Annotated in this window: 23 protein-coding genes and 1 pseudogene; 6 read left to right on the top strand and 18 right to left on the bottom strand. The window is 58.3% G+C overall.

Annotation, left to right across the window (positions count from 1 at the left end; all coding sequences use genetic code 11):
- Window positions 1-15: 15 nt before the first annotated feature.
- The 18 genes and pseudogenes from H535_RS0113915 to ald all read right to left on the bottom strand — a co-directional run bounded on the left by H535_RS0113915 (window position 16) and on the right by ald (window position 17862).
- Window positions 16-219, bottom strand: coding sequence for a hypothetical protein (locus H535_RS0113915; RefSeq protein ID WP_026820025.1), 204 nt, complete (start codon window positions 217-219; stop codon window positions 16-18).
- A gap of 37 nt (window positions 220-256) precedes the next feature.
- Window positions 257-739 carry a hypothetical protein gene (locus tag H535_RS0113910; protein ID WP_026820024.1) on the bottom strand — a complete coding sequence of 161 codons (483 nt, stop codon included), beginning with the start codon at window positions 737-739 and terminating at the stop codon, window positions 257-259.
- Between the two features lie 34 nt (window positions 740-773).
- Window positions 774-1766: a DNA-processing protein DprA gene (gene dprA, locus H535_RS25550; protein ID WP_081416701.1), complete on the bottom strand. Its 993-nt coding sequence runs from the start codon at window positions 1764-1766 to the stop codon at window positions 774-776.
- Between the two features lie 53 nt (window positions 1767-1819).
- Window positions 1820-2236: a hypothetical protein gene (locus H535_RS0113900; RefSeq protein WP_026820023.1), complete on the bottom strand. Its 417-nt coding sequence runs from the start codon at window positions 2234-2236 to the stop codon at window positions 1820-1822.
- A 159-nt stretch (window positions 2237-2395) separates the two neighbouring features.
- Complete coding sequence (locus H535_RS29385; protein WP_162144885.1) at window positions 2396-2569, bottom strand: hypothetical protein; 174 nt, start codon at window positions 2567-2569, stop codon at window positions 2396-2398.
- A gap of 430 nt (window positions 2570-2999) precedes the next feature.
- Window positions 3000-5114 carry an LAGLIDADG family homing endonuclease gene (locus H535_RS29380; protein WP_245580325.1) on the bottom strand — a complete coding sequence of 705 codons (2115 nt, stop codon included), beginning with the start codon at window positions 5112-5114 and terminating at the stop codon, window positions 3000-3002.
- Between the two features lie 57 nt (window positions 5115-5171).
- Window positions 5172-5747 (bottom strand): annotated as a pseudogene (locus tag H535_RS29960) (SNF2-related protein); the annotation flags it as partial.
- Window positions 5748-5839: 92 nt separating this feature from the next.
- Window positions 5840-6052: a hypothetical protein gene (locus H535_RS0113880; RefSeq protein WP_026820022.1), complete on the bottom strand. Its 213-nt coding sequence runs from the start codon at window positions 6050-6052 to the stop codon at window positions 5840-5842.
- A 93-nt stretch (window positions 6053-6145) separates the two neighbouring features.
- Entirely contained in the window at window positions 6146-6439 is a 294-nt protein-coding gene (locus H535_RS0113875; protein WP_026820021.1) for a PDDEXK family nuclease, read from the bottom strand.
- Window positions 6436-6693, bottom strand: coding sequence for a hypothetical protein (locus tag H535_RS0113870; RefSeq protein WP_035769657.1), 258 nt, complete (start codon window positions 6691-6693; stop codon window positions 6436-6438). The genes H535_RS0113875 and H535_RS0113870 overlap by 4 nt, the downstream gene beginning before the upstream one ends.
- Before the next feature lie 5 nt (window positions 6694-6698).
- Window positions 6699-7052, bottom strand: coding sequence for a hypothetical protein (locus tag H535_RS0113865; RefSeq protein WP_026820019.1), 354 nt, complete (start codon window positions 7050-7052; stop codon window positions 6699-6701).
- A 182-nt stretch (window positions 7053-7234) separates the two neighbouring features.
- Window positions 7235-10501, bottom strand: a complete 3267-nt coding sequence (locus tag H535_RS0113860; protein WP_026820018.1) for a hypothetical protein — start codon at window positions 10499-10501, stop codon at window positions 7235-7237.
- Between the two features lie 51 nt (window positions 10502-10552).
- Window positions 10553-11512: a BRO family protein gene (locus H535_RS27845; RefSeq protein WP_051299309.1), complete on the bottom strand. Its 960-nt coding sequence runs from the start codon at window positions 11510-11512 to the stop codon at window positions 10553-10555.
- A 41-nt stretch (window positions 11513-11553) separates the two neighbouring features.
- Window positions 11554-11787 carry a hypothetical protein gene (locus H535_RS0113850; protein ID WP_026820017.1) on the bottom strand — a complete coding sequence of 78 codons (234 nt, stop codon included), beginning with the start codon at window positions 11785-11787 and terminating at the stop codon, window positions 11554-11556.
- Between the two features lie 5 nt (window positions 11788-11792).
- A complete protein-coding gene (locus H535_RS25525) occupies window positions 11793-13640 on the bottom strand; it encodes a DNA primase family protein (protein WP_081416700.1) in 1848 nt (615 codons plus the stop codon).
- A gap of 1208 nt (window positions 13641-14848) precedes the next feature.
- Window positions 14849-15373, bottom strand: a complete 525-nt coding sequence (locus H535_RS0113840; RefSeq protein WP_026820016.1) for a hypothetical protein — start codon at window positions 15371-15373, stop codon at window positions 14849-14851.
- Window positions 15374-15607: 234 nt separating this feature from the next.
- Complete coding sequence (locus tag H535_RS0113835) at window positions 15608-16111, bottom strand: hypothetical protein (RefSeq protein WP_026820015.1); 504 nt, start codon at window positions 16109-16111, stop codon at window positions 15608-15610.
- 668 nt (window positions 16112-16779) lie between these two features.
- Window positions 16780-17862 (bottom strand): alanine dehydrogenase, encoded by a 1083-nt coding sequence (gene ald / locus H535_RS25520; protein ID WP_035769655.1) that lies wholly within the window; start codon window positions 17860-17862, stop codon window positions 16780-16782.
- Window positions 17863-17995: 133 nt separating this feature from the next.
- Here ald and H535_RS0113825 point away from each other — a divergent pair, with 133 nt between their 5' ends.
- From H535_RS0113825 to H535_RS0113800, 6 genes are all read left to right on the top strand, one after another.
- Window positions 17996-18472 (top strand): Lrp/AsnC family transcriptional regulator, encoded by a 477-nt coding sequence (locus H535_RS0113825; protein WP_026820014.1) that lies wholly within the window; start codon window positions 17996-17998, stop codon window positions 18470-18472.
- Window positions 18473-18618: 146 nt separating this feature from the next.
- The gene (locus H535_RS28465; RefSeq protein ID WP_081416699.1) at window positions 18619-19332 is read left to right on the top strand and encodes a GntR family transcriptional regulator; all 714 of its coding nucleotides are present in this window, start codon (window positions 18619-18621) and stop codon (window positions 19330-19332) included.
- A 178-nt stretch (window positions 19333-19510) separates the two neighbouring features.
- The gene (locus H535_RS0113815; RefSeq protein ID WP_081416698.1) at window positions 19511-20728 is read left to right on the top strand and encodes an NAD(P)/FAD-dependent oxidoreductase; all 1218 of its coding nucleotides are present in this window, start codon (window positions 19511-19513) and stop codon (window positions 20726-20728) included.
- 42 nt (window positions 20729-20770) lie between these two features.
- Window positions 20771-21970, top strand: coding sequence for an NAD/NADP-dependent octopine/nopaline dehydrogenase family protein (locus tag H535_RS0113810; protein WP_026820011.1), 1200 nt, complete (start codon window positions 20771-20773; stop codon window positions 21968-21970).
- Window positions 21954-22922, top strand: coding sequence for an amino acid ABC transporter permease (locus tag H535_RS25515; protein ID WP_081416697.1), 969 nt, complete (start codon window positions 21954-21956; stop codon window positions 22920-22922). Before H535_RS0113810 ends, H535_RS25515 begins: the two co-directional genes overlap by 17 nt.
- Entirely contained in the window at window positions 22919-23695 is a 777-nt protein-coding gene (locus H535_RS0113800; protein WP_035769653.1) for an amino acid ABC transporter ATP-binding protein, read from the top strand. Before H535_RS25515 ends, H535_RS0113800 begins: the two co-directional genes overlap by 4 nt.
- Window positions 23696-23735 lie beyond the last annotated feature (40 nt).

Genomic DNA, 23735 nt, shown 5'->3' with positions numbered 1-23735 from the left:
GGTTTTTTGAGTCAGCTATCCTTGTCGGTTCTTCTGCTGATCGCGGATCGCCTGGCGCTGGCGCTGTCGGCGGGTGCCTTTGCGAGGCTTCGGTGTGTGCCGCTGCGCGGCGTTGGACTTCCTGAGCTCACCCATCCAGTGCGCCTGCTCTGGGTTCGAGGTGCCGCGGAAGCCCTCGACAGACTCGCGTGACTTCTTCTGGTGCTTGCGTTTGCCCATCGAGGGTCTCCTTTCTTCGGTGTTCGTGCGGTGAAACTTAGTCGGGGTAGACGATCACGGCGTACTGCGTCTGCACGTCGTTAGTCTCGACTTTGATCCGCCAGAGATCGAAAGGTTCCTCGCCCTGAGCGTCGACGACGCCATTGACGGTGTGGTCGCAGGTGAAGTGCGCCAGACGCGGGTCGTCATCCGCGTGCGCCTGAACGTAATCACGTGAATCAGGGCCGAGTAGATGGAGAATAATCCACTCGAGCCACTCGGCGTGGTCGTAGGTCTTCTCCATCTCATCCCAGACGAGGTTGCCCTCGTCATCGGTGACCCAGTGGCACCAGATGCCGGGCTTGTCGCCCTGGGGATCGTTACCGTCGATGAAGCCGGTTATCCGCGACTGGACGACCAGCGGCCCGTGGTCGGGGCTGGTCTGGCGGGTATCGGCGAAGTCGACAAGGTAGCTGCGTTCGTGCTTGTTCAACGGCGGGCTCACGGTCAGAGCGCCGTCGAAGTCGGTGTTATACCCCATGATGGGTTGCTCCTTTTGGTATTTGAATTGGTGGTTAAGGTGTCAGGTTCGGTTCAGGCGTCATCTGCTGGTTCATCGATCCGGCCAGTTCGATGATTTGTCCGGCATCACTGACGCATACGGCTGTGCCTTCGCGTAACAGCCGGTGGCATCCGGCCGAGTTGGCTGAATGGACAGAGCCGGGAACAGCACCGACTTCGCGATTGAGGTCGATGGCATGGCGGACGGTGTTCAGCGCCCCCGACCGCCAGCGCGCCTCCACCACGACCGTGACCGCAGACAGGGCGGCCATGATCCTGTTGCGTTGCAGGAACCTCCACCGGGTCGGAGCGGTCCCGGGCGGGACTTCAGAGATCAGCATGCCTTGATTGGCTATGGTCCGCAGTAGGTCTTCATTTCCGGCCGGATAGTATCTGTCCAGCCCGCATGCGGACACGGCCAGGGTGGGCGCACCGCCGGTGGCCATCGCTGCACGGTGGGCCGTCGCATCTATTCCGTAGGCTCCCCCGGAGACGACGCTGAAGCCGCGATGACTCAGCGATGCTGCCAGATCGGCCGTGACTGCATTGCCGTAGTTGGTGCTGTCGCGCGAACCGACCAATGCGACGCTGCGATGTTCGGCAGGGATTTCAAACCCGTTGCCGCCCCTGGCCCACAGGCATATCGGTTGATGGACGAGGTCTAGATCCAACAAGGCGTCGGGCCACTCTTCGTCCTCCGGTATCAGCAGGCGGCCGCCGAGTCTTTCGATAGTGGCGATGTCGCGCTCGGGTGCGGGATCGGTGCTTTTGCGGGCCCACTTCGTCAACGCCTCCGGCAGCGGGTCTTGCCGATACCCGGATTCCCGGGCAGACAAGATCGCGCTGACATCCTGTGCCGTCTGGCGGCTGTGCTTAATGGTTCCCTCAGCAACCCGGAGGGCGTCAACGGGCCCGACGCTTTCAATCAACGCCATGCCGACAGGATCCGATGGTTCTATCAGCGCCGATAGTGCCGCCCGGGCACGACGCGTATTTGAGTTATTCATGACGGGCCTTTCAGGTATGTCTTATTGATGGTCGGGGTAAAGCCGCGCATTGTTTAGAGTGGCCGGCGGTACAGGCCGTAGAAGCGCAGGCCGTGATCAACCTGCAGCCAGTAGTGCAGGCCGCCGTGATCGGCTTCGTGCAGCTGGTGCTGTAGGCGTTCGAGCTCGACGAATTTGGTGTGACCATTGATTTCGGCAACACTGTCGGTCTCATCGCCGTAGTCGAACTGTGCCAGATATGCGACGACGGCCTCAGTGGATCCGCCCTGGTCGTTGGCGGCATCGACGGCCGTCTCGTAGTCGTCACCCTGCAGGTGAATGATGTCCACCAGTGGTTCACTGGTTTCATTCAGATATTGGTGAAAGTCGCCGCAATCCCACCCGTGCGCGAGACACCAGCCATCGTTGTCTGCATGGCATTCGAGATTGCCACAGAGAGGGCAATACGTGTCGTCGATGAGATTTTTCATGAGAAGCTCCTGGTGTACGGGCTGTGGTGTTGATGATCAAAGGCTTTTCTGACGTGCAGTTGAGGCACGGATGTTGCCGGTGTGAGCCAATACAGCCGACTTGGCTTCCGGGTCGGCTGTGCCGACTGGTATATGCAGTCACTTGCGTGAAACGGCGGATTACCGGCATGCGAATCGGCCGCGGTCGGTGAGCTTGACCGTGACTCCATGTTGATTCCGGTACGGCTTGGGAAGCATCGTTTCGGACGAGATTTCGATGAGCCGGTCGGCCATGAGCCGTTGGATGGTGCTGTCGTTTTTTACGAAGCGGTCGTGTTTTTCGTAGGTGTCCATGAGGGTCAGGACAACGAGCTGCCATCGACCCCGTGTTTTTGCATACAGCCAGCAGGGGTGTTTCTGAACGTGGACCGCTTCACGGAACTTTAAATGCCGGAGAAAGTCTCGGTCCCGGTGTGAGAGGGTCACGGGTTGGTCGGAATGGAGGTGTGGTGTGTTGTTCATGTCTGGTTTCTGTTCTTGTCGCTGTACTGGTCGCAGGACCCATGGGTGACTTCGTGGATGAAGGATCGGTTTCCGGGACATGGCAGGTTTCTGTGTTCTCGGGAATTGCCTGCCGGGGCTAACGCCGGTGGGACCCTCCGGGCGGTTCCCACCGGCGTGTACTGTCAGCACCGGCCCCCGGGTCGGCCCCGCCGACCTTCCTTTTGGTGGTTACCTACCGCCACATTGTTTGAGCACGTCAGCGCATCATGATTGTGGTGATTTATAACCGCGTGGCGGTCCACAGATCATTGAGATCGTCCTGGATCTCACCCTCCAAGGCGGCCAGTGTGGCGTTCTCGGCATCGACGGCGTCGATGAGGTCATCCTGGATCTGCTTCTTATCGGCCAGCACCGCGGGCATCCGCTCGTCGTGGGTGCCTTTGGCGAGCAGCCGGTGAATGGTCACCGGCTTGTTCTGGCCTGTGCGATGGAGCCGGCCGTTGGTCTGCAGATACCACTCCAGGTTGTGCGTGAGTGTGTACCAGATCATGGTCGAACCACCCTCCTGCAAATTCAGGCCATGCCCGGCCGAGGCCGGATGCAGCAGCATGACCGGAATTTGCCGGTCGTTCCATTGACGGACCATCTGACGCGAACCGTCGAAGGCCCGGACATCGACGCCGGCTTTCTGCAGCCGCTTAAGCAGCTGTTCGAGGTCGGAGCGGAAATGGTAGGCAATGAGTATGGGCTCGCCGCCGTTGTTGCGCACCAGGTATTCGACCATTTCGAGCTTTTTATCGTGGATGATCTCGTAACGGCCCTGCGTGGACGGGTCGTCCGGATCGGCGGTGTAGAGCGTGCCCGAGGCGAACTGCATGAGCTTGCTGGTCAGCACCGCCTGATTTTGGGCCACGATCGACTCCACACTCTGGGTGAGGTTGCCGTCGGCGTCCGTGTGGGTCCGGACGATATCGAGGACCAGATCGCGCCTGAACTCCTTATAGGCGGTCAGCAGGTCGGGCGTGAGCGTGACATTGACGTCGTCGATGGTTAGTTCAGGCAGGACCAGATCTGTGTTCTGCGCACTCATTACCAGGTGGGCGATCGCCTGGTGGATCTCCGCTTCGGCGTTGGCCGTGGGGACCCATTTGGCCGGCGTGTTCGTGCCGGGCACCATCTTGGGCGTGAACCAGCGGTTCCGGAAGGCGGTGATATTGTGTCCCAGTGCCCGGCCCTGGTCGAGCAGGTAGATCTGGCTCCACAGATCGTGCAGCGAGTTGTGTGTGACCACAAAGTCCTTGGTGACGAATAAACCGTCGCTTGCTGCCACAGTGATGCACTGTGCTTGCTCATTGCCGATGGGCTCGATGAAGTGGATGGTTCGCTCCTTGGTGCGCCAACGTTTCTGCCAGTTCTTCGCCTTCCGCAGAAGGCGAAAAGGGCTGATCGGCAGGCCGAACGTCAGGACATAGTGCGGGCGCATCGACGAGGTGTGCCCCTGGGGCATGACTTGGGGGCCTTCTCGCTGCTCGATGTGCTGAGTGACGTATCCGCCCAGAGACCGGATGAGGTGCTTGACATCCTCGGCTAGCCGGGGTGACGAGGTGCCGAAGCTCGAAGTCGACCCACGGCCCGTCTTGCTGCAACCGTCGGTGTCGCACAGACCGCGCAGCATCTCGAGTCGAACGGTTGTGTTGTTCCATAGATAGACGTCTGGAATGAACTTCTCCCAGGATCTCAGCCCGAGCAAACCCAGGTTGCGAAGAGCGGTCTTCACAGGGTTGGGCACAGCCCCGCGAATCGCGCCGGGCAAACTTCCACCGCGCTTACCAGAGGTGATGTAGTAGGCGCTGGCCTTCGAGTCGCGCCGATAGCCCTTGTGTGTCAGCTGCATTCTCGGCGGAAGAGCCTCTGCCACATACCGCGTGATTTCAGGATCCATGGTGGTGAAGTCGACGCTGTGTCCGATGTGCCCATCTCCGAGAAGAACTCCTAGAAGATAGGGGTCAAGCGGGATATCTTGCGAAGACACCTCCACAGGTGCAACGGTCGGTGTGGCCCATCGCGGGGCACCGTTCATGTCGGTCAGCCCAACTTCGATGTCCGTCGCTCGGCTGCGGCTCCTTCCCTTCTTGAGCTCGCCGGTGGAGATCACCAGAGGGTCGAGACCCTTGCTACGACGGCTGCGGCTGTTCACAGCCCAGAGGTGGTCTTCGGTGCAGTCGACAACGGTCTCGTCACTGAAGGTGACCCGGAAGATGGGCTTGTCACCCTGCGGCCATACGCCCATCACCTCGGTGGGCTTGCCGCCGGATCCGATCACGAGATCTCCGACTTGCATGTCACCCATCAGCTTCCAACCCGTGGGGGTGAGGATCGGGGCGTCGAGCGTCAAAGCGTTCGGTGCGGGAGTTCCGGTCAGTTCAATGATCCGGGTGATCGCCGACCGCATGGTCTGGAGCGCCTTGAACCGGCCGCTGGCGTGGTTCTTGAAGCCCTGGGATTCATCGATGATGACCGTCTGGAAGGGCCATGTGGTGGTGTTTTGGCCGTTGATGTTTTGAACCGGCATCTGGTCAATGAGACCGAACTGGCAGTCATGACAGGCTCGGTCCTTGAACCCCTCACCGCCACAGATGTGGCAACCGGTGCGTGGCGGCTGCGTGAGCAGCTCCTGGTTGATGAAGTACATCGTCGGCGGGTCGGTGAAAACATTTTCGAATCGCTTCAGACGCTTATCCTTCGACAGCTTCTTGTCGTTGTCATTGACGATTAGCGACTTGGTCCTGACGGGAAAATTCCATTTGGCGATCTCATCGATCCAGGTGGAACGGGCAATGGCGACGGGTGCGATCACAAGAATGTGTCCGATAGGCCGGACCGTCTGCAGGACGCTGAGGGTTGTCAATGTCTTGCCTCTGCCCACGCCGAGCCATGCGCCGGCGAAGGGTTGATGAACCAGGAAGTCATGAATCTGCTGCTGATCTCTCTTCAGGGCAGGCAGTTGTGGTGTGGTGGTGGATGTCATGTTGGATGCGTCGAGTCGGCTCGACTCCCTCCTTCGGTGGTGAGAATCGCGGCTTTGCCGCGCGGCATACGCTGCGATGAGTCGAACGGCATCTAGTACAGACCCAGCATTGTCCCGCCGAGCACGAAAGCGGCGAGGCCGAGTGCCATGATGGCGATAATCAGAGGAATTGGCAGGTCCGTGCTCTGGCGTGGTTCATCGTCTTGCTGATCAGTTGGCCCGGGATTGATTTCAGTCGACTGGGGGTCAGCCGGCCCGATGTTTTCGTCCTGGGCGGAGCTGTGCTTCTTCTTTTTTCCAAACACGCTGGTTTACCTCTTTCAGATTCGTCGTCGTCGGCTGAGCCGGTCATCAATTGGTGGTCGATTCAATAGTCGTTATTGGGCCTTTGGTCCCGGTTATTTCTTCGTGGCCAGTTCGCGTATGAGTTCATCGACTTTGTGTCGGTCGTCGGCCACGTAGACTTTGGCCCCGTATCGGCGCATTTTGGTGTGGACAATCTTTTGGAGCCGGCGGGGTTTGCCGCCGGGGCGCTTGGTTTCAACGAAGACTGTCTCGGCGGGGGTGATAATGACACGGTCGGGCACGCCGCCACGGGCCGGCGAGACGAACTTCATGCACAGAAAACCGTTCGCCCGACAGCGTGTGAGCAGGTACTTTTCGACCGTGTCTTCACGTGTGGCTGTGCTCATGCCAACCACTGCGGGGTCTGTACGTGCGGGTTGTTGGCGGCGGAGGCCGCGATGGAGCCGGCAATGTCGCGGGTGAACTCGTCCAGGTCCTCATCGCCGTCGGTGAGCAGGGCATCGAGGATCTGCCGGTCGTTGACGCCCTGGCGCTGCAGCCAGACCACGCGTTCGGTCCGGTCCATGGAGGCGACGAATACCCCGGCCCGATCGTGTATACGGTCATCAGCGGCGGTATCTACGGTGTAGTCGTTCATCATGTCATTCACTGCTCATCGGTGTTGTCGCCACCACCGCTGCCGTCGACGGCGATCCAGCGTTTGGCATTGTTGCCGAACTTGGACTTGCCTTTTTCGGGGTCTTGAATGATGAGCCCGGCACGGACCAGCTCGTGCAGCCGGGTGCGTACACCGGAATCGGAAGCACGGGCGGTATCCGTTTCCATGATGACCAACCGGTTGTATTGACCGATGAACTCGTCATGGGTCAACGGGCCGTGTTCGCGCACCAACGCGAGCACGATAGGGCGAATTTTCGAGGCCCCGAAAGCCGCCTTCTCAGCGGCTTCATACGAAATATCAGGGTCGTCAGCGCGAACGGGCAATGTGATGCTGGACATAATGTCCTCTCTTTCCGATGTCTATCGTTGATATCATTAGAATGGTTTCTTACATATATTCTATACCTGATGATGACGTATATTGATTTATCATTGACTGATCTTTCAGTGTAGATTTGCTATAACGCACGAAAGCCACCCCGGGATGACCTGAGGCGGCTTTCGTGCGTGCTGGTGCTGGACTACGCCGGGCTGTTTTTCCAGTTTTTGGTGAACGTCTCCGCGAGCATCTGTGTGTAGACCTCCAGATCGAGCGAGGCGATGAGATCTCTCAGCCGCGGTCGGCCCGCGGTGTAGAGATCGTCGTTGCAGATCACCATGGACCAGGCAGGGTCGATGCCGTTGATCCGGCGGACGACGACGTCCTGGTCTGTCGGCAGCAGGTTCAGCCCGTCACGGGCGGCACTGTGGCGGTCGCGGGCCCAGCCGTGATGGCGAAGCATCCCGATGGCCGTGCTGTTGTTCTCGACCCGGGCCAGCCCGTCCTTTTCGCGCTTGGCCGCACTGACCGGAGAGACCTTCCAGGCACCGGCATTGTGCAGATTTACCGCACCGGCGGTGCCGTCTTGGACGATGAAAGCCCGGTTGATCATCTGCAGCGGCTGCGGATCACGGATTCCGCCCCGTTGCTCATCGGCTGCGTCTGTGTCGGAAGGAGCTGCGGCGAACGGATAGGTGATCGAACCCCTGGAGGCTGCGATGACGTTCTGGAACAGCAACGCGGTCCGTATAGGGTCTTCGATATCACGGGCGTCGTCGATGATCTTGCGCCCCAGGTCGAAATCGAAGTCTTCGCACAAGGCCGCCTCTGTCCTGGCCGCGATGGTCTGCAGGTACCGGGCCAGAGCGTGGTCGATAATTGCCGGATGGGCCAGTGCCTTTGTCGGCGTCGGCCCGTCATGACAGGCCAGTGTGCCCCCGGATGCCGCCACGATCCTCGATTCCGCCACGGTGGTGCCGGCTGCGGGGGCGGTCAGTTCCATCCGGTTGTTCGAGTCCTTGCTGATCAGAAACATCTGCTCGGGCTCGATGTCGATACCGATGGCGGCTTTCTGCTCTTCGAGGACCCGATTGTTGGTTTCGGCCTCGAAGTCGTTGGAGACGTCGGAACCATCGTCGATGACTGAATACAACCCGTCGGTGTTCGTCGAGATGAGCCGGGCACCGGCCAGTGTTTGTGCTTGGCCGATCCGCCAACTGAACAGTTGGCCGATGATCCGCATCGAGATGATCCGGTTGTTCATCCTGATCGGATTCTTGTGCGAGGCGTCGCCGGCACCGGAGGCTGCGTTGAGGATCAGCTTGGTCCCGTTGCGCAACGTTGTCAGTCGCTCCTTTTCTGCCGCGTCCAGGCCCGGTTTCTTCAGCTCGGCTCCCAGACGCTCCTTGTCGAAGAAGATTGTCGCATAGCGGTCTTCGCCGAGTTCAGGGTTGTAGAAGGCTCGCATATTGCGCAGCAGGTTCGGGTAGTAGCTGGTGAAATCCTCATGGATGACCGGCCCGGCCGAGGTGCGGGCATATTTGGGGTACAGCTTGGTGGATTCATCCTCCTTGGCGGTGAACAGGCTCGGAGCCTTTTTGGCGGGTTCGTCGCGGTAGGTCGCGGCGGCCGCCGATGTCGTGGCCAGCACAGTCTTGCCGTGAAGAACGCTGCCGTCGGACATGGACACATGCAGCGCCGCGGCTTCCGGACGCTGGGTGGCCAGCAGATCGGCCGGATCGGGGACCTGCTGTTGTGCGCGGGCGAGTTGGTCGGTCTGGGCCGGGTCACCTTTCTTCGGCTTGCGGTATTTGACTTTCGCCGGATCCGAGCCCAGCAGCACATCGCGCTTGTCGACGTATGAGCCGTCGGGCAGTGACAGCTGTGCATGCTGGCGCTTGGCCTCGGCGACGAACTCCACCGCCTCCGGGATCAGGGTTTTGGCCCGGTGCAGCATGGTGTCGGCCTGCACGTGGGCGATGCGGTCACGGGTGAAGGCGTTCTTATCGGCCTCGGCACCGTGAATCCCGCCGGTGGAGAAGGTCGCGAAGCATGACGAGGCCGTGCCGTCGGGGCGGAAGTACGGTATGTTGTTCGGCGTCTTGGCGATCTCTTTGAGCGAGGCGGCCGACCGCTTGAAACGCTTGTTGTATTGGTCGGAATCGTTGAAATTTTCACCTTCGATCCGGCGATAGTACGTCACCACGTCCATGAACTGCGCCCAGGCGGCTGCTTGTTCCGTGTTGGTCGCCCGGTCGGGGGCGACCTGCGTGTCGAAGAAGTGGACGCATTCGTCGAGGACATTGACCTGGGCGATACCGCGTTCGTCGGCCACTTCTTTGGCCGGGTAGTCGAACGAGACGGTTTCAATGTCGTTCAGGGGTGTGTACGGGGCGAGAATGCGGCCCACGAACTTCGCCGACGAGGCATCGATGGTCAACCGGTCCATGCGCACAGTGCCGGACTTGGTGTACACCGTCTCCGCATACTGCTGAAGCAGACCGGCTTTCAGGTCGAAGGCCGACGAATAGACCGGATGTTCAAACAGCTGGGCCAGGCCCAGGCAGTCCGAGACGTTGTAGGCCAGCAGTTCATAGAGCTCGCCGGTGGTGGTGACCACTGAGCCGTGGCCGAGCTTGTCGGATTCTTTGATCTGCCGGCCCAGCATGCCCAGCAGGCGCTTGAGCGCGACCTTGTGCTGCAGCTCGTTGAGCCGGGCGATATCGAGATGCCGGCCCGAATGAAGCATCGCACGGCGGATCCTGGCCGCTTGCGAGTCCCACTGGTTGTAGCCGGGCATGTAGTCGATGTGCTCGGAGCTGAACAGCTGGTCGTTGTAACCGCGCAGTGTCGCTGCCGAGACCGGCTTGAACACTGGTTTGCGGTTGAGGACATCTTTGACCAGCGCCTGGGTGTGGGCCTGGTCTTCGGGAGTGCGGGCATATTCTTCCTGCACCCGGGCGTTGTCCAGATTCTGCCTATGGTCGGCCACGTCCGAGAACACCTCGGACAGATACAGCGCCAGCATCGTGGTGTCGTAGTTCAGCGAGTTGTACCCGGCCAGATAAGGGTGGTGCATCGGGTTGTAATCATTGTCGGTGTCGCAGACAGGGCGCAGATCGAGCGGGTAGGAAGATTTTTGACCGGTGTTGCACACCTGGTCGGCGTCACAAAGACCCATCAGCTGCGCCAGGGCCAGATTGCCCTCGACGGTGCGCAGATCGTGTGCTGTGACATGCACCGCCGGCAGGCCGGGGTTGCCATCGGTGATCGCCGCCGTGAGCGCATCGTGGTCGAAGCTCGCGCAAAGCTGCTCGTCGTCGACGAGGAAGAATACTTCGAGCAGATCGGGGTGACTTGCGGGCCGCGGTGTATAGGCCACAAGGCTGAAAACGTTGGACAGCGACTCGATGTCGTAGAAAGTAAACGAAGCCGTATCGGCAGTGACAGGTGTCCTTCCGGCAGTCATGGGGATCCCTTTTCATTGTGGTGGTCAGTGCCGGTCATTGAATGGTTCGGTTTAATCGCCGGTTCGCGACAAGGACCGGCTTCTCAGCAGGCCCCGGTGGTTGATTCGATCCCGTGGATCGTTGAGCCCGTATTCGGCGATCAGCGGCTCTGGCGCATCCATCATCGACCGCGGCCGCATCTTGCGTCTTTTATCCGGGCAGTGCCATTCGCCGTCTTCGCCCACGAGGGTGACGAGGCCGCTGACGAATTGTTGGCGCGACAGCAAGACCGCTTCAGGCTCTGTCTGTGCACACCAGGTTTGATACAGCTGCCACAGGAACGCGAATGGCACGAGATCCCACACCAGGCGATGGCGGGCCATGTGCCAGAACTGCTCGAGATTTCTGATGCCTGTGCCGCGATGCTTGGCTCTGTGCGCCGGGTCTGTGGCCGGCTCCGGCACGCCGACCGTCTCGTCCAGGAACCGGGCCGTACGCTGACGGATCTGTTCACGGCCCAGGATGCCCACGGCGGCTTCAAGCAACGCCAGCTTGCGCTCGGCGCTGATGTCATCTGCTGGCGCGGGGCCTTGGTGTTGGTGTTGGTGTTGGCCGGCTTCGGCCTGACGGGTACGGATGGCGAAATATGCCTGTGCGGCGGCAATCTGCGATTTACGTGGGTCGCCGTTCATGGCCACCAGATAGGCGGCGAAGCGTGTCAATTCGACGTTGTTAGCCGGACGGCCGCGGTTTGTACCATGTTGATCTGAATTTTTGACGGCAGTGTCAAGGAAAAGATTTCCGGCGGTGAATCCCTGGTTTCGGGCTGCTGCCTGTGCACGGTCAATGACATCGGTGAACCGACGCCAGGAGTCGTAGCCCAGCAGCGGCATCAGGTCGCGGGCCGACCAGTATTCGCTGCCGTCATTGCGGATGTTCCGGATGGCATCGAAGGGCGAGCCGGGTTCATGGTCAGTTCTCGAGTGGCTCGACTCGGTTACAGGGTGGGTCGCCTCTATGGTGGCGGGCATGGCCTCGTGTCCTTTCGTGATGGTGGTGGTGGCGTGCGGCTCTACAGCGAGTGGTGTGCGGCGCGCCGGCTGGGTGCGTCCATGCGCTGTCGGGCCTCGTGCAGCAGCCGGGCCTTTTCACCCGGGTCGGTTTCGATCTGTGAGCGGACGATGAGGTTGGTGACCCGTTGTTCGCGCACGACCTCGGCCTGGGTGGAGGCGAGATTGCTGTGTTCTTCGGCCACCCTCGACAGTGCGGCGACGAGCGCATCGATGGCTGTGTTCAGGCGGGACATGTGTATCAATCCTGTTTGTCAGTGTCGCCGGCCGGTGCTGCGGTAGTGGTCGGTGTGGCCCGCAGCAGGCCGCGGTAGTTGGCCTTGAGCATCGGCTGGGCCAGGCGCAACGGATCCGAACCCTGATAGGTCGGGCTGTACCAGTTCTTGAGCTCGTATTCACCGATCAGCGGCTCGGGGGTGTTCATCATCGAGCCGGGACGGATCTTGCGGTTCTTGTCCGGGCAGTGCCAGTTCTCATCTTCGGCAATGATGGATACGAGGTCGGTGACGAACTGCTGGCGGGACACCGGCGACCCCGACGGCGAGACGGCGGCGAACCAGACCTTGTAGTGGTCGTAGAGGAACGGAAAAGGCAGCAGGTCCCAGGCGAAGCGGGTGCTGAATTCCTCCCAGAAACCCCGGACCGGGTCGTTGGCTTCCTTGTATTCGTTGAGCACGGCCTTCGTCGCGGCCGGTTCGGAGAGCTGGTAGTAGTTGCCCGGCTCAGCGGCACCTGCGACATTGATCGCATACCAGAACACATACTCGAGCACCGCCTTGCGCTGCAGGTAGTCGTTCTTAATGTGCTTCTTCTCGTTGCCGCCGAACCACTTGGTGAACGGCACGAACAGCTGCCGGCGGTAGAACGACTCCGACTTGTCTTTGACGCGCGGGAATTCGTTGAGGCATTGAACCATGAAGCCGAAGAACTGGTAAGCGATCGGCGTGCGGTACTTGCGGTTGATCTGAATGATGTCGCCGGTGACGACGGCCTTGAGGTTGGCGGCCTTGTCGATGAAGGTGCCCACGTCGTTTTCGTCGACGATGATCGCATTGGCCCGCACCAAAGGTTCCAGGGCGAAGTCTTTGCCGAAGTCGGACAGCGGGATCGAAGTGTGAGCGCCGGGTCCGACCAGGTTGCGCATCAGTGCGCACAGGGTTCCTTTACCGTTGTTGCCCTGCTCGGAGTAGAACCAGGCCGTTTTGTTCCACGGCACATGGGGCCGGATGATCGCGCCGATGACCTCCCACAGCAGCGCCGGCATGCCCTCGTCGTCGGAGAGGCTGTTGACCCATTCGACGACCTCCCAGTCACTGTGATCGACCGGGTCGGTGATGACCTGCCTGGGCGCGTCGGCGACATAGTCGACGTGATTCTTGCTCAAGAAGATGATCGCCGGGTCGAACGGGTGGACCTGCTTGGCTTTGAAGTGGAAGGTCTTCCCGACGAAATCGATGTCAGTGTCTTTGGTGCCGTAGAAGACGATGCCGTTGTTGGCGGCGATCAGGTCCGGGTGTGCGCACTGGTGCCGGCGCGGGCTGTCTTCGCGCAGGATGGCTTGGATCTCTTTGAAGTCGTTCAGTGACAGCAGCATGTAGTAAAGCCGGGCCGTGGTGCGGATGTCGTCTTCGCTGGTGGTGTACGTGCCATAGCCGGCCCCGCCGGGCCGATACATGGCCAGCAGGTCGTATTCGCGGTCGGTGTCTTTGGCGTTGGGTGCAATGCGGATGACGCGATGCAGCCGCAGCAGGATCCGGGCGACCTGCCACAGGGTCAGATAGTTGGACCGGGCCAGCTTGTCCTTGCTCTGGCTGATCTTCTTGTTTTCGGCCTCCACGACGGCGTTGCGGGCGACCAGCAGTTGTTGCTCAAGGAACTGCGGGTGAGGCGGGTCGGCCGGATCAAGGCATGCAAGGTAGCCGGTGGTGACTTCGGCGGTAATCAGGCTGGGCGAGGCTGCCGCCGACGAACGCTGTTCGAAGTAATCGAGTATGTCGGACAGGAAGGTGTCCTGGTCCTTTTCGCCGGCCGCGTTCTCGGCCGTGCCGGGTGTTTCGGTCGTGCTGTCGTCGGTGCTGTCAAGTGTCATGTGTCGTCGTATCCCGTCTCGATACCAGGGCCGGCCAGCATGAATATGGGAAGCCGGTTAGATCTCGTATTTGAATGGGCCGTGGATTCTCAGCCTAGATCATTGAATGCTCATTCAGCAAAGACATCAGTGTCCTATCGATTCCGTTATCGAACTGTCTTTGCAAATGGTCCATTTCGCCGCTTGTGATGATGAGGCTGGTCGGCGTCGATGGTCAATGACGGCGGTCAGTGCCGAGCACCGCACCCGCCGGCGGCGTGAGCCGCCGGGTTTGTCGCGGGTGTCGTTCGGGTCAACGGGAGGCGATGTCACCGGCGGGTGGAGGTTCTGAGGGACCCTGGACGGGTTTGAGCATATATCCCTGTAGGAGATGCCGGAGAGGTGTACCACTGATAAGTACACCCGTTTGCCCTGGTCAGAGCGGGTTTTGAGGGATATTCAAGGGGGCCGCGCAGAAGAGATGTACCATTTCTAAAAATTCAAGTGGTACACCCGTTTGCCCTGGTCAGAGCGGGTTTTGGGATCTCTGTACCAGTTGTACCATTTGAAAATATAAAAGTAATACGCATGTGCGTGTGCGATATACACGTCATCAGCTTATTGGTCAATCGACCAATGTCCCGGCGTGTTGTCGTATCAAGTGTTCGCCTTATATTTCCCTACAAAGATCTGCGAACAGTTGGTACAACTGGTACCAATGGCTTAAAAGCCGTTCTGACCAGGGCAAACACCTGTACCAACTGGAAAAGCCATATGGTACCGGGATGCTTCCGTCACCTGTGTAATACAGATGTTTATGCAGGTCAAAGCGCATTTGAAGGGGTGTACCACTATTGGTACACGCGGGTCGGATTTGCACGATCCGGGCCGGATGCGAAGCCGGCGTCTTTGCCGGTGGCGTCAGCCGGGGAATGCTTGTGAGAACCTGCATTCGTCCTGTGAGCATCATAAACCACGGTGACCGGGGTTTGGGTGCTCGAGTATGCTTTTGAGCCGCCGCGCAGCGTCTGCAGCGCCGCACGGACTATCTGACTCAGCGACGACGATGGTTAAAATGTGAAAACCGGCTCAAGAGATGACGTCTGTTCTCTCTTGAGCCGGCTGTATTTAGCCGGCATCGGCCGGCTTCGGGTGGTCTGTTCAGAATCGAGTCGGTGTCGAACGCGGGCCTGTGGTGACCAGCGTGGCCAGTCCTGACACGAGCAGCATTATAGGAACAGGCTGGCGAACGAGAATCCGAACGTGGACAGGTTGGTCAATCCGCTGAACGTGTCGGGCAGGCCCAGCACGATGGCCGCGATGCCCGAGGCGATGCGTGACCATGTGCGCGTGCGGCCGGATTTGACGTTGAATCCGGTCACGGCGATGGTTGCCAGCAGCAGGATCAGCTGTATCGGCCCTTCCGGGCTGGGCATGCTCATGTAGCTGATACTCAACCCGCCCATTGAGGCCACGGGCATGAACAGCGAGATGGCCGCGACGATCGCTGCGGCGACGATGGCCCATGGTGCCAGGTTCCGTGCCAGTGCCCGCACTCCCCCGGCGTTGCTCGTGCGTGTGGCGGCTTCGGCGCTTAGCCGTTTAGTGCCTGCGGCGGCCGCCGGGATGAGGCGGTGGTTGATGTAGCCCCGGGCACCGGAGGCGAACCGGGCCGCGCCGTCGGCCATCTGCCGGGCATCGGCCACGCCCTGGTCGCGGGCGTTTCGATCATGATCAGTGTCGTTGTCGTGCATGGTTTGTCCTCCTTGTCCGTCTCGTCTCGGATGATCATTGGTGGTTGTTTTGATGCTTGCATTGAGACCCGGACTCCGATAGTCTATCGGCTAGGTGATAGGTGACTTGTCGTTGTCACGTGTCCCGTATTTGAATGAGCGTGTGAAGTAACAGGAAGGCCGGAGAGTTATCCCCATGGGAAGGGAAGCTCTCCGGCCTTTTTGCGTCTTTGGCTCCCGACGAGCCGGACCACGTCAGTATCCGAACGTCCTGTGGTTGTCCGGGATACGGACCATCGGGCCTCTGGATTTCAGCGTCGGTTCGTTTTTCAACACCTCGGCGGTCTCCGGGGCAAACGTCAGCCGCCGCATGTCATCCGGGTATTGCGGATACGGGCAGTCGGGGTTCTGGTTGCCGGTGCCGGTCTTCTCAATCACATAGGTGATCTTATGAACCATACTGAAGTTGTGATTGATGGGGATGTACTCGTTGACGATCCTGGTCTTAAGGGTGCGGAACCCTTCGATCATGTTCATCTTCTTGTAGAACCGGCCCAGCTTGCGCGTTATTTCGCGCTCAGTGCGATCGTACGAGGGTGTTTGAACATTGATCTCGAAGATGTGGTAATAGCCGATGTCAAAGGTGGGGAAGAATTTCCCGCCTTTGGTGGTCAGACGGTGACTGGCCGCCAGCCACGGCTCCATGGGCGGATTGATCAGGTTGCCGCCGACGTATTCGCACGGGCTGATAACAGACATTGAGCTCTCCTTTCGTGGCGTAGCCGTCAGTGTGACTGTATATGTTCTTTCCATCCTTCCCCCGGTGACCGGTTGAACCCCGGTCACCCACAGATCGAAGTTGCGCCCATGGTCCTGCCCGCCGACCGGACATCATTGACGACCGGACGGCGGCGGCAATAAGGGCACTACCTCGTCTGTTTCTTTGGCACTGTAGGGTCCGCCCGTTCGTGATCACAGCGTTTCATGACCTCGGTGTGATCTCTTCGTATTTCGCGATCCAAGGGAACGTACTGGTTAGCGTGGAGTGGACTGTATAAGGATGCACCCTATTGAGTATTTGCACATTGATTAACGCAGACTCGTTCCGTTATCGGCGGGGCCGGGATGGCACGGGAACGTGGGTACGACCGACATCTGTGGTGTCGCAGAGGGTGTGTCGTATAGGGCCCGCGTCACCGGACAAGGGTCCGGACCGCCTATACGGCATTGGTCAAAACCCGGAGCTGCATCGCCGCAGGTCAGGATGGGGTGTGACCGGTGAGGGTTCCCCTATCGGGCGGTGACCGTGATTGTCGGCCGCAGATGTTTCCTGATCCCGCGGTGCCGAATTTGGGCTTGTGAAGAAGTGAAGTATTCGACGCTAACGTTTTGACCAGCCTCGAAGTGGCCCTGGTGTCAGTGTCGGCTCAGGGGCGATGGCCAGTGATGGATGGATGAATAGTCTGACCGGCTTGGACGTTCAGGCCGAGGGCAAGTGATGGGTCGAGTGCAAGTGCTTTGTCCACGCCGTGATCTGCAATAGCCAGTGCGTAACGCATGGTGACATTGGTCAAAGCATAGGTGGCGGTGTTGGGAACGGCACCAGGCATATTGGCGACACAGTAGAACAACGTGTCGTGGACCTTGAAAGTGGGATGTTCGTGGGTCGTGGGTTTGCTGTCCTCGAAGCACCCTCCTTGGTCCACGGCGACGTCGACTAGGACAGATCCTGTCTTCATCCTTGACACTTGTTCATTGGTAACCAGTTTCGGAGCCTTCGCGCCTGGGAGGAGGACCGAGCCAATGACCAAGTCAGCGTCTATCAACGTCCTTTCGATTTCGAACGCATTCGAAGCAACGGTCTTGATTCGGCTTCGGTACTGAGCGTCGAGCTCACGCAGGCGTGGAATGTTGATGTCGAGGATCGTAACTTCAGCGCCCAACCCAATGGCCATTGCAGCCGCATTGGTTCCTGCGACTCCTGCTCCTAGCACCACCACTTTGGCGGGACGGACTCCGGGCACACCACCCAAAAGGATGCCGCTTCCGCCTGCTGCTGCCATCAGTGATGTCGCACCGGCCTGTACGGCTAGTCGACCCGCAACCTCGGACATCGGCGCCAGGAGAGGCAACCCCCCATCGGCCGTTCGAACTGTTTCGTAAGCGATTGCGGTTACTCCTGTTCGAACAAGAGCTTCGGTAAGTTCAGGTTCAGCCGCGAGGTGAAGGTATGTGAAGAGGATCAAACCTTCACGAAAGTAACCGTACTCCGCTGCAATTGGCTCTTTAACCTTCATTACCATTTCAGCCCGGGCCCAGAGTGCCTCCACATCCTCGACTACTTCTGCACCGGCAGATTCGTACTCATGATCAAAAATGCTTGAACCAAGTCCGGCACCTGCCTGCACCAAAACCTCATGGCCTCGGGCGTGAAGTTCTTGGACTCCGGCCGCAGTGATGGCGACGCGGTACTCGTTGTTCTTGACCTCTCTTGGCACTGAAATGATCATTCTTCCTCCGAACAATAGGGTCTCGTTACGGGGAGATGGTTGCAGACTTTCCTGGCTTAAGCGCCATCGGTTAGAGTTTCTTCGGTTATTAGCAACGAAGTGGAATGAATATTCGGGAATGGAGCGATGTCGTATGGGTCAGTCGAAGAAACTACGAATGCAGCTCGACCCACTCGACCGCAAGCTCCTTATGTTGCTGGGCGGGAACGCACGCCGGACCAATCAGTCCCTCTCCGATGAACTCGGCATAGCGCCGTCGACTTGTCTATCTCGAATGAAAACCTTGAAGGAAGCCGGGATCATCGATAGATTCACGATCGATGTTGAGCCAGATGCGCTCGGCTTTCCCCTTCAAGCGCTAATCAGCGTGCGTCTGCAACCTGGCGCCCGCCACCTAATGGCCAAGGTTGGTGAAGAACTTCGACACGCTCCAGAGATACTGCAGTTCTTTGTACTTGGCGGTGCCGAAGATTTCCTGGTCCACATCGCTGCCAAGGACACAGAACACATCCGCAGGTTTGTCCTCGATTGGCTATCTGCTAATCCTGCGGTGGCTGGAACTCAAACGAGCTTGGTCTTTGAACACGCCCGAGTTGGGCCAGCAGTCTAGAACCGAGGTAGAGGATGCCGGTGGCGGGGGTGCCGGAGTTCCGGCGCGCCGGGTGATTGCTTACTCCCCCCTGAACATGTGACCCCGACAACAAAAAATCTCCAAAAACTATTGACCGGTCATAGAACCAATTGTACGGTCAATACATGTTGAAGCCTCGATACCAGACCATCCGTGCAGAACTTGAGGAACGGATTCAGTCAGGGGACCTCACCCCAGGAGCAAAAGTTCCTACTGAGGCTGAGCTGCAGGCCGAACACGGCGTCAGCCGTTCGGTTGCACAGCGGGTCCTGAACGATCTTGCTCAAGCTGGGCTGGTGGTGCGGCGCAAACGTCTAGGGACTCATGTCAGCGAAGGAGCTCGACAGGTCAACCTCCTACGTTTAGTTGGACCCAAAATGGGTGGCGCGGATGTTCCCGGACGACTGTCCGTGGTATCCGCTGATGTCGTTACTGCAGGAAAGGCGGAAGTGCATCTGCCCGGAATGGATGCCGACGAGCCCGTGACTCAGCTTGTTCGAGTTAGGCATGACCTGGATGACAGCCCAGTTGTTGTTGAGGTGGCGGCAATCCCGTTCGGACTCTCCCCACAGCTGCTTGATGAGCGGCTGGAAACGTTCGCCGTGTTGGAGCATTTCGCGGCTCTGGGTGTGTCAGTGGCTCGCTCACGAATGTATTTCGACGCGATGCTTCTGGAAAAGAAACACGCAGACCTGCTTGGCATCGATCCGGGAGTTGCGATTTTGCGACGACGTCGGCATATCTGGCAACCGAACGGGCAACTCGCGGAGTCAACGGCTTATTACCTTCGCCCAGGCACCCGTGAACTCTTCCTAGAGTATTCGGACCAAAGTAACTAACCACCCATAAGTCAACACAATCAGCCGAATCAGCCATCTCATGGCCGGTGGCGGTGAAACCGCCAACGGTGGCATGACGGTTGGCTCTCATCGACACGACTGGTCACAACTTGGTTCAACCAATCGACTCGAGGGAGTCGACGTAAATTACACCCTTCTCCATAAGGGGAGCTAAGAAATGAAAACGATCAATGAGGACGGTCTTATGTCAAGTACGAATGCGCGTAGAAACCAATCGATTCTGGTGATAGGAGCAGGAGTGATTGGGTGCTCGCTGACAAGGGAACTGGCACGTCGCGGCTGCGAAGTGACGTTATTAGATTCGGGTGAGGTTGGTAACGGTACAACGGCAGCGAGCTTTGCTTGGGTCAACTCAAACGGTAAAGAGCCACAAAGCTATGCGGAGTTGAACGCTCTGGGCCTGCATGCATACGAACGCTGGTCCGCAGCGGACCGGAAACGGCCCTGGTTTCATCAGATAGGCAACATCAGAATTGCTCACGGTGATCAGCAAATGGATGAGTTAGAAACGCAGGTGGCGCGGCTACAAGAGATTGGCTATCGCGCTGAGCTGCTGCCTCTGGACGATATTGCCGAGATGGAGCCCACCTTAAACCTCCGCAGCGCCCTCGGCGGGGCGTATTTCCCCAGTGAAGGATGGGTTGATACGAGCCTTATGTGCTCGATTCTCGTAAACGAGGCCATCGAATCTGGTGCGCGATTTATGCCCTATCACCGGGCGACTGCGCTCACCGAGAACGGGGTCCTTGTCAGCAATGCCTCGGGTATCGATGAATGGTTCAGTTCGGATGTCACCATACTCACCGCCGGCAATGGGATCCGGTTGCTCACCCCAGCGATAGGCGTTGACTTCCCGACCCTTCCGACAGCCATCGATGCCTCCCATGAACCGGGAGCAATTACGGAACATCCGACCGTAGGGATGACTTGCACGACGACCCCGATTACCGGAGGCCCCAAACATGTGATTCACGCGGATACCGTTTCCATGAGGCCCAGCTCGAATGGCGGCGTCACAATAACCGATCATCCGACTGCAAGCCAGTGGGATTCGGCGGACCCGGCTTTGTGGCAAGTGCCGAACGCTCTGCTTGACCGTGCCCGAGCCCTTTGGCCAGCGTTGGATTCTGCTGAGATATCAACGGCAACGATCGGTAATCGCGTTCTCCCGTCGGACGGGGTCACAATCGCCGACTGGTTGGACTCCGATCAGCGGTACTATACCGTCGCCACCCACAGCGGCGTGACGCTGGCTCCGCACCTCGCGGAGACGGTCGCGGAGGAAATTCTGACTGGTACCCGCCACTCATCACTCATCGATTTCGGCCTACAGCGATTTAACGACTTGGCAACAGAGGTTCAGTTTCAGAACTGAACCGCCGGATAAACGAGTGCAAGAAGCCACGGAGGACAAAACATGAAGGCACGCACAGTTACGGTGATCGGGGCAGGCAGTAGCGGGCAGGCCATCGCCGGCTTCCTCGCATTGTCCGGATACCAAGTCAACCTATGGAACCGTGATGATGACGAAGAAGTTAACCGGTGGTTGAAACCGATAAGTGATCGCGGCGGCCTCGAAGTCCAAGGAGTCATCGAGGGATTTGCGCCTATCCAAGAAGTCACCACCGATATTGGCGCAGCGATTTCCGGCGCGGACGTTATTCTCGTCAATACCACCACCGATGCTTATCAGAGTGTCGGCAGCCAACTGGCTCCGCATATTTCAAGCTCTCAGCGGCTCATCCTCATGGCATCCGGGACGCTCGGGACCATCGACATGTGGCAGGGACTTATCACCGGTGGGTTCACCGGTGACCTGCTCATCGGTGAAACGTCGACAACGGTATTTGGAAGCCGGGCCACGGACCCGGCCACCGTTCGCATCGGTGGCCGTAAGGACGGCGTTGAGATCGCCAGCCTCCCCAGTGGTCGGGCCGACGTCTTCGACGTCCTGCTTCCGGAATTCTCATTCGTTGCCGTGGACGACGTATTGCGATCCGCATTCAACAACATGGGCCCGGCCCTACATGTCGTTCCCATGGTTTTGAACGCTGGCAGGGTAGAAGCCCAAGGCGGAAAATTTCTTTACTATGTTGACGGGATCACCCCGAGCATCGCGGCAGTGATCCAACAGTTCGATAAGGAGCGCCTGGCCGTCGCAAGGGCGTTCGGCTATGAATCAACGACGCTGTCCGACTACCTCACGCAGACGGTTTCTGCCCCGGAAGGCAGCTTGTACGAATCAATTCAGGGATGCGCCATGTATGCGAAGTCCTCTTCGCCCGAGCACCTGAATCACCGCTTCCTGTGGGAAGACACCTTCGCCGGAGTAGTTCCCTTGCTGTCCCTTGCTGAGATCGCCACTGTGCCGGTCCCAATATCGAACGCGCTGATAACCATGTCGAGTGCCCTACTTGGGCGTGATTTCCGTGATCTTGGCAGAACGGCCCGCAATCTCAACCTCGACGACCTCACAGTCAAAACCATGAAGGACCTGGTGCAGAATGACGAGGCCTTCTCAACATGGAAGCAAAGACCGCGTCCAGGGCTGTTCATGCATAACATCCAGGCGATAGTCACAAGCGAAACCGAGGCGGCACATGAAAACACCCACTGAACGGACGGCACAGCGCCTGACCGATAAAGGCGAAATAAGGGCCGAAGCCTTATTACCGATCAAACCACGCCCAAGTATTGCAAAATGGGCAAGTATTGTATTGGCAGTATATGTATTCTTCGTAGGCCTGGAATTCTTTGTTTTCAACGAAAACTGGAACTGGCCTCTGGTTTTCGAGTACCTATTTGGCCAACGCATATTGCAGGGTCTGTTAAACACTATAACACTGACCCTCATTACTACCCTTTTGGGTTTGTTCATCGGCATACTGGTAGCGTGGGCGAAATTGTCACCCCTAGCCGTATTGCGAAAACTCGCTGCCATGTACATATGGGTGATCAGGGCTACCCCTTTACTGGTGCTCTTATTAATGATCTTCTTTCTTGCCGCCTTAGTACCCTCCCTCGGCATCGGTATCCCGTTTGGCCCATCATTGTTCGAAGTCCCAACTAACGAAGTGATTTCCCGCTTCACTGCAGCCGTGCTTGGTCTGTCCCTCTACCTCGGTGGAAAGTCGGCGGAAGTCTTCAGGTCTGGGATTATCGCTGTCGATAGAGGACAATTTGAAGCCTGTCGGGCTGTGGGACTGTCCCCGTTAACGACCTACACTAGAGTGATCGGCCCGCAATCCATTCGCGTGATCACGCCACCTATGGCCAATGAGATCATTACGATGTTCAAAAATACATCCTTGGTCTCGGTAATCGGATACACAGAACTTTTGACCACAGCGAAATTGATCTATGCAACAAATTTCCAAACTATTCCCCTGCTCACCGTGGCGGTCATTTGGTACCTCACCCTCACATCCATCGCAATGTACGGACAATCGCTCCTCGAAAAACGGTTTGGCCGGGGTTTTGATCGGAGAACGGACAAAGAAGAGCAACGCGAACCGACAGAGAAAGTGGAAACCAGAACATCCACTATTGCGGACGGAGACATTCGATGAACGTGGCAAAACCAATACTTGAACTTGTTGCAATCACCAAACAGTTCGGTAGTTTCGTTGCATTGAAGGGTGTTGACATTGAAATTGCCCCAGGAAGCGTCACATGCATCGTTGGCCCTTCCGGCTCTGGCAAGAGTACATTGCTTCGCACCATCAACGGACTAGAAGAAATTGACGGAGGTGCAGTGTTCTTTAAGGGAGAGATGATTGGTCAAACTGTCCGGGGACAACACCGCGTTCCGGTTTCATCCAAGCAAGCGCGTCTACAGAAGCTAAACTTCGGAATGGTATTCCAAACCTTCAACCTATTTCCCAATCGTACTGTTATGGAGAATGTGACGCTTGCGCCGATTACTGTACGAGGACACAGCCGCAAATCTGCGAGGGCAGCGGCTCTGCAGCTGCTAGAACGGGTCGGCTTGGAACACAAGAAAGACCGATATCCAAATGAACTCTCAGGTGGCCAGCAGCAACGAGTCGCCATCGCGAGGGCACTGGCCATGGAACCTGAGATTTTGTTATTCGACGAGCCTACGAGCGCCCTTGACCCGGAATTGGTAGGCGAAGTGCTAGCCGTCATCAAGTCACTCGCCGAACAGGGCTCCACCATGTTGATCGTGACCCATGAAATGGCGTTTGCGCAGGATGTGGCCGACGAGGTCGTGATGATGGCCGATGGGGAAGTGATAGAGCGAGGCTCTCCAAAACAAGTCGTTCACAACTCTTCTCACCAGCGAGCTCGAGAGTTTTTCTCTTCCGTCGTGGCTTCCTAAGGCCCTGGATGGTAACCCATTGACTGTCATCGCGAAATAA

Origin of the sequence: Arthrobacter castelli DSM 16402, assembly GCF_000430705.1 — a bacterium.
Classification (GTDB): domain Bacteria; phylum Actinomycetota; class Actinomycetes; order Actinomycetales; family Micrococcaceae; genus Arthrobacter_C; species Arthrobacter_C castelli.
Note: the sequence above shows the minus strand (reverse complement) of the source record. Positions and strands in the feature narration are given on the sequence as shown.